The sequence below is a fragment of the Kitasatospora sp. NEAU-CNBT7 genome (assembly GCF_057220535.1).
Window position 1 is genome coordinate 1 of record NZ_JBXQQB010000098.1, and the last position, 3,793, is coordinate 3,793.

Genomic DNA, 3,793 nt, shown 5'->3' on the forward strand with positions numbered 1-3,793 from the left:
GACGCCGTTGCGGCTGTTGCCACTGCCCGCACCGGCCCGGTCGTGCTTCTCGTATCCGAGGTGGTCGGTGATCTCGCCCTCCAGAGCGGACTCCAGCACCCGCTTGGTCAGCTGCTGCAGCAGCCCGCCCTCGCCGGTCAACTGGAGCCCGCTCGCGCGGGCCCGGTCGACCAGCTACCCGATCAACTGATCGTCCAACAGGTCCGCCGACAGCTCGACCGGCCGGACCTCTTCAACCGCCTCAACCGAGGCGATCACGTCGCTCATCAGGTGCTCTTCCTAGATCGGGAGATACACCGGTCACCGTACAGACCCGGTCAGCACTAGAAGTCTTGCCTCGATTGCCGAACCGGCGGCGTCCACGCTGTTCGATTCTGCGTGCCAGAAGGGAGAGCAACAGGCACATTCCGATGTAGATCGGTGCGATGACCATGACCACCGGGATGAACGGAAGGTCGTAGTCGAGGTTGGTTGCGATGAGCTTGCCCGCGTGCAGGAACTCCTCGTAGGTGACGAGGAACCCCAGCGAGGTGTCCTTGAGCGTCACCACGAGTTGGCTGAGCACACTCGGCAGCATCGCACGGAGGGCCTGCGGAGTCAGGACATACATCATGACCTGCGTCTTGCGCATACCGAGCGCGGCGGCGGCCTCCCGCTGCCCGTGAGGTATCGCGAGCACACCGGCGCGGAGGATTTCGGCAAGAACGGAGCCGTTGTAGAGGGCGAGACCTGTGACCAGCGCCCAGAAGGCCTGGACCTTCAAGGCTACGAAGATGAAGAAGATCATCACCAGCAACGGCATGGCGCGGAAGAACTCCACGACCAGCGCACTCACCCAGCGGACGGCCCGGTGTTCCGACAGCCGGCCGACCGCGAGCAGTGTACCCAGCAGAAGGGAGAGGACCGCCGCCGCGGCGAATGCCTTGAGAGTGTTGGCCAGGCCGGTGAGAAGGAGCTGTTGGATCCCGGTGTAGGTGAACGGGCTCCACTTCTCGGCGCTGAACTGTCCGGTGTGGACGAGCGCGTAGGTGAGCCACCCGGTCAATGCTGCGATCGTGGCCAGCACGACCCACCCTTGCCGCCGGTACCGGGTTCGTGCCCGGGCACCGGGTACGTCGTAGAGAGCGGAGGCGGAGATGTCGGCCGGTGTCATCGGGTCACCGCCGTGCGCCGCTCCAGCCGATGGACGACCACGCTGATGGTCAACGTGACAGCAAGATATCCGGCGGCGATCCACAGGAAGGTCCAGACGACGCTGTATCCGAGTTCGCTCAGATTGCGGTACACGCCGAGGAGTTCCACGATGCTGAAGGCTCCCGCGATGGCGGTGTTCTTGGCCAAAGCGATCATGACGCTCCCGAGCGGCGCGATGACGGACCTGAAAGCCTGCGGAAGGATCACCGTGACGAGAGTCTGGCTGAACGTCATGCCGAGGCTACGGGCAGCTTCGCCCTGCCCCACAGGAACGGTGTTGACACCCGACCGCAGTACCTCGCACACGAAGGCGGAGGTGTAGCAGCCCAGTGCCAGTACGGCGAAGGCAAAGAAGGGCAGCGAGACGCCGAACCGGGGCAGCCCGAGCACCACAACGAAGAAGAGCAGTGTGAGCGGGGTGTTGCGCAGTATGTTAACCCAAACGGCTCCCACAGTACGGAGCACGGGGACCGGTGACACCCGGAAGGCCGTGATCAGGATTCCGAGGGAAAAGGCCAAAGCTGTACTTGCAGCCATGAGTTGGAGCGTGCCGAGGAGCCCGTCACGGAAGAGAGGCCAATTCGAGGTGAGGGTGCCCATCAGTCGGCCTTCCGGTCCCGGTCGAGCGGCGGCGCCATGGGAGCCGGTACACCGGACAGGCCCAGTGTGGCGTCGTAGGCCTTTGCCCAGTCACCGTTGAGGGTGTGTTGGACAAGAATGTCGTCCACGGCGTTCTGCAACACACCGTCCTCCCGGGGGAGCCCGATGCCGTAGGGCTCGGTGGAGAACGGCTCACCGGTGACCTTCAGTTCGTCGGGTGCCTTCGCTGCGTAGCCCTGGAGGAGGGCGTTGTCCGTGGTCACGGCGTCGACTTGGCCCGAGACGAGGTTGTCGACGCAGGCGGAGTAGGTGTCGTAGCCGACGAGCTTGGCCTTCGGATACTGCTGCTTGGCTCGCTGGTAGGAGGTGGAGCCTGCGGCGGAACATACCTTCTTGCCGTCGAGGTCCTGGGGGCCGTGAATGGTGTCGTCGTGGGCGCGGATCAGCAGGCTCTGGCCGGCGATGAAGTAGGGGCCGGCGAAGCCGACGAGCTTCCGGCGATTGTCATTGATGGTGTAGCTGCCGACGTAGTAGTCGATTTGACCGTTCTGGAGGGCGGTTTCCCGGTTGGCGGAGGCAACCGTGCGGAACTCGATCCGGTTGCTGGGGAATCCGAGGCCGGCGGCGACCATCCTGGCGATCTCGATGTCGAATCCGGAGTACTGGCCGGTGGCAGGGTTCTTCTCGCCGAGGTAAGGCTGATCTTCCTTGACACCGACGATGATCTTCCCGCGATCTCGGGCCCGGTCGAGTGTGGCGGAGCCGCGGACGGCAGAGGCGTCCTGGACCTGGTAAGTGGGCAAGGTGCCAGGCTGAGGGCCCTTCGGAGGCGGTGTTCCGGGTCTGCCGCAGGCAGCCAGTACGGTGGCGAGGGCGAGGGCGGAACATGCTAAGCGCTTCACAGGATGAGCCTCCTCAGTGCTTCAGGATCTTGGCGAGGAACTCCTTGGCCCGGGCAGTCTCCGGAGCGACGAAGAATTCCTCCGGAGCCTGGCTCTCGAGGATCCGGCCGTCGGCCATGAAGACAACTCGGTTCGCAGCCGACCGCGCGAAGCCCATCTCGTGGGTGACCACCACCATGGTCATCCCTTCGCGTACGAGTTGACGCATGACGTCCAGCACCTCGTTGATCATTTCCGGGTCGAGCGCCGAGGTCGGTTCGTCGAAGAGCAGAGCCTTCGGGTCCATCGCGAGCGCTCTGGCAATGGCGACACGCTGCTGCTGGCCCCCGGAGAGCTGAGCCGGATACTTGTCGGCATGGGCGCTCATACCCACGCGCCGCAACAGCTCGAGGGCCTTCTGTTCCGCTTCGACAGCGTCCCGGCGGCGTACCTTTCGCTGGGCGAGGGTGACGTTCTGGAGCACCGTTTTGTGAGCGAACAGGTTGAAGGACTGGAAGACCATGCCGACCTCCGCGCGCAAGCGCGCGAGAGCCCGGCCCTCCTCCGGCAGCTCGGTGCCGTCAATGGTGATGGTGCCGGACTCGATCGGTTCGAGCCTGTTGATGGTCCGGCACAGAGTCGACTTTCCGGATCCAGAAGGGCCGATGACCACGACGACCTCACCCCGTCCGATGCTGAGGTCGACGTCCTGCAGCACATGCAGCGATCCGAAGTGCTTGTTGACGCCGCGCAGTTCGATGAGCGGAGTCGGACTGAGGGCAGGCATTCTGCAGGTTCCTTCTCGATCTTGTTCCGGCGGCGACAGTCAACAGCCTCGCACGGCCAGCCCTTCACCCGTTCTGCCATTGAGGCAGTCCCCGGGGCACCGCATACTGCACGGTCGTGCGGTGGGACAAGGTGGTCGTCGGCATTCTCAGAGATAGGCAACAGACAGCCATTTGTGATGTCGCCTGGATGGGGTGTGTCCAGCGACTGGTGTATCTCGTGTTGTGTGAGTTACCGGCGGCCGATGGAGAGTCGGCCGTCGAAGGCGATGTCGAAGGCCTGGAGTGCGGGCTTCCGGCGCATGGTCCAGCGTTTGCGGCCGGTGCCGGTGG

General features: G+C 64.3%; 4 protein-coding genes and 1 pseudogene. All 5 read right to left on the reverse strand.

Annotated elements, in window-relative coordinates; translation table 11 throughout:
* Nucleotides 1–267: pseudogene (locus tag AC2TEW_RS38415) on the reverse strand (transposase); the annotation flags it as partial.
* The gene (locus AC2TEW_RS38420) at nucleotides 242–1,153 is read right to left on the reverse strand and encodes an amino acid ABC transporter permease (protein ID WP_484627797.1); all 912 of its coding nucleotides are present in this window, start codon (nucleotides 1,151–1,153) and stop codon (nucleotides 242–244) included. The pseudogene AC2TEW_RS38415 and the gene AC2TEW_RS38420, both read right to left, overlap by 26 nt.
* The gene (locus tag AC2TEW_RS38425) at nucleotides 1,150–1,794 is read right to left on the reverse strand and encodes an amino acid ABC transporter permease (RefSeq protein WP_484627798.1); all 645 of its coding nucleotides are present in this window, start codon (nucleotides 1,792–1,794) and stop codon (nucleotides 1,150–1,152) included. Before AC2TEW_RS38425 ends, AC2TEW_RS38420 begins: the two co-directional genes overlap by 4 nt.
* Complete coding sequence (locus AC2TEW_RS38430) at nucleotides 1,794–2,696, reverse strand: glutamate ABC transporter substrate-binding protein (RefSeq protein WP_484627799.1); 903 nt, start codon at nucleotides 2,694–2,696, stop codon at nucleotides 1,794–1,796. Before AC2TEW_RS38430 ends, AC2TEW_RS38425 begins: the two co-directional genes overlap by 1 nt.
* A 13-nt stretch (nucleotides 2,697–2,709) precedes the next feature.
* Nucleotides 2,710–3,462 carry an amino acid ABC transporter ATP-binding protein gene (locus tag AC2TEW_RS38435; protein ID WP_484627800.1) on the reverse strand — a complete coding sequence of 251 codons (753 nt, stop codon included), beginning with the start codon at nucleotides 3,460–3,462 and terminating at the stop codon, nucleotides 2,710–2,712.
* Between the last annotated feature and the right edge of the window lie 331 nt (nucleotides 3,463–3,793).

What these genes read in the sequence shown, in the direction of transcription:
- AC2TEW_RS38420 (WP_484627797.1), bottom strand. Translation starts at nt 1,153, where the DNA reads ATGACACCGGCCGACATCTCCGCCTCCGCTCTCTACGACGTACCCGGT.
- AC2TEW_RS38425 (WP_484627798.1), bottom strand. Translation starts at nt 1,794, where the DNA reads ATGGGCACCCTCACCTCGAATTGGCCTCTCTTCCGTGACGGGCTCCTC.
- AC2TEW_RS38435 (WP_484627800.1), bottom strand. Translation starts at nt 3,462, where the DNA reads ATGCCTGCCCTCAGTCCGACTCCGCTCATCGAACTGCGCGGCGTCAAC.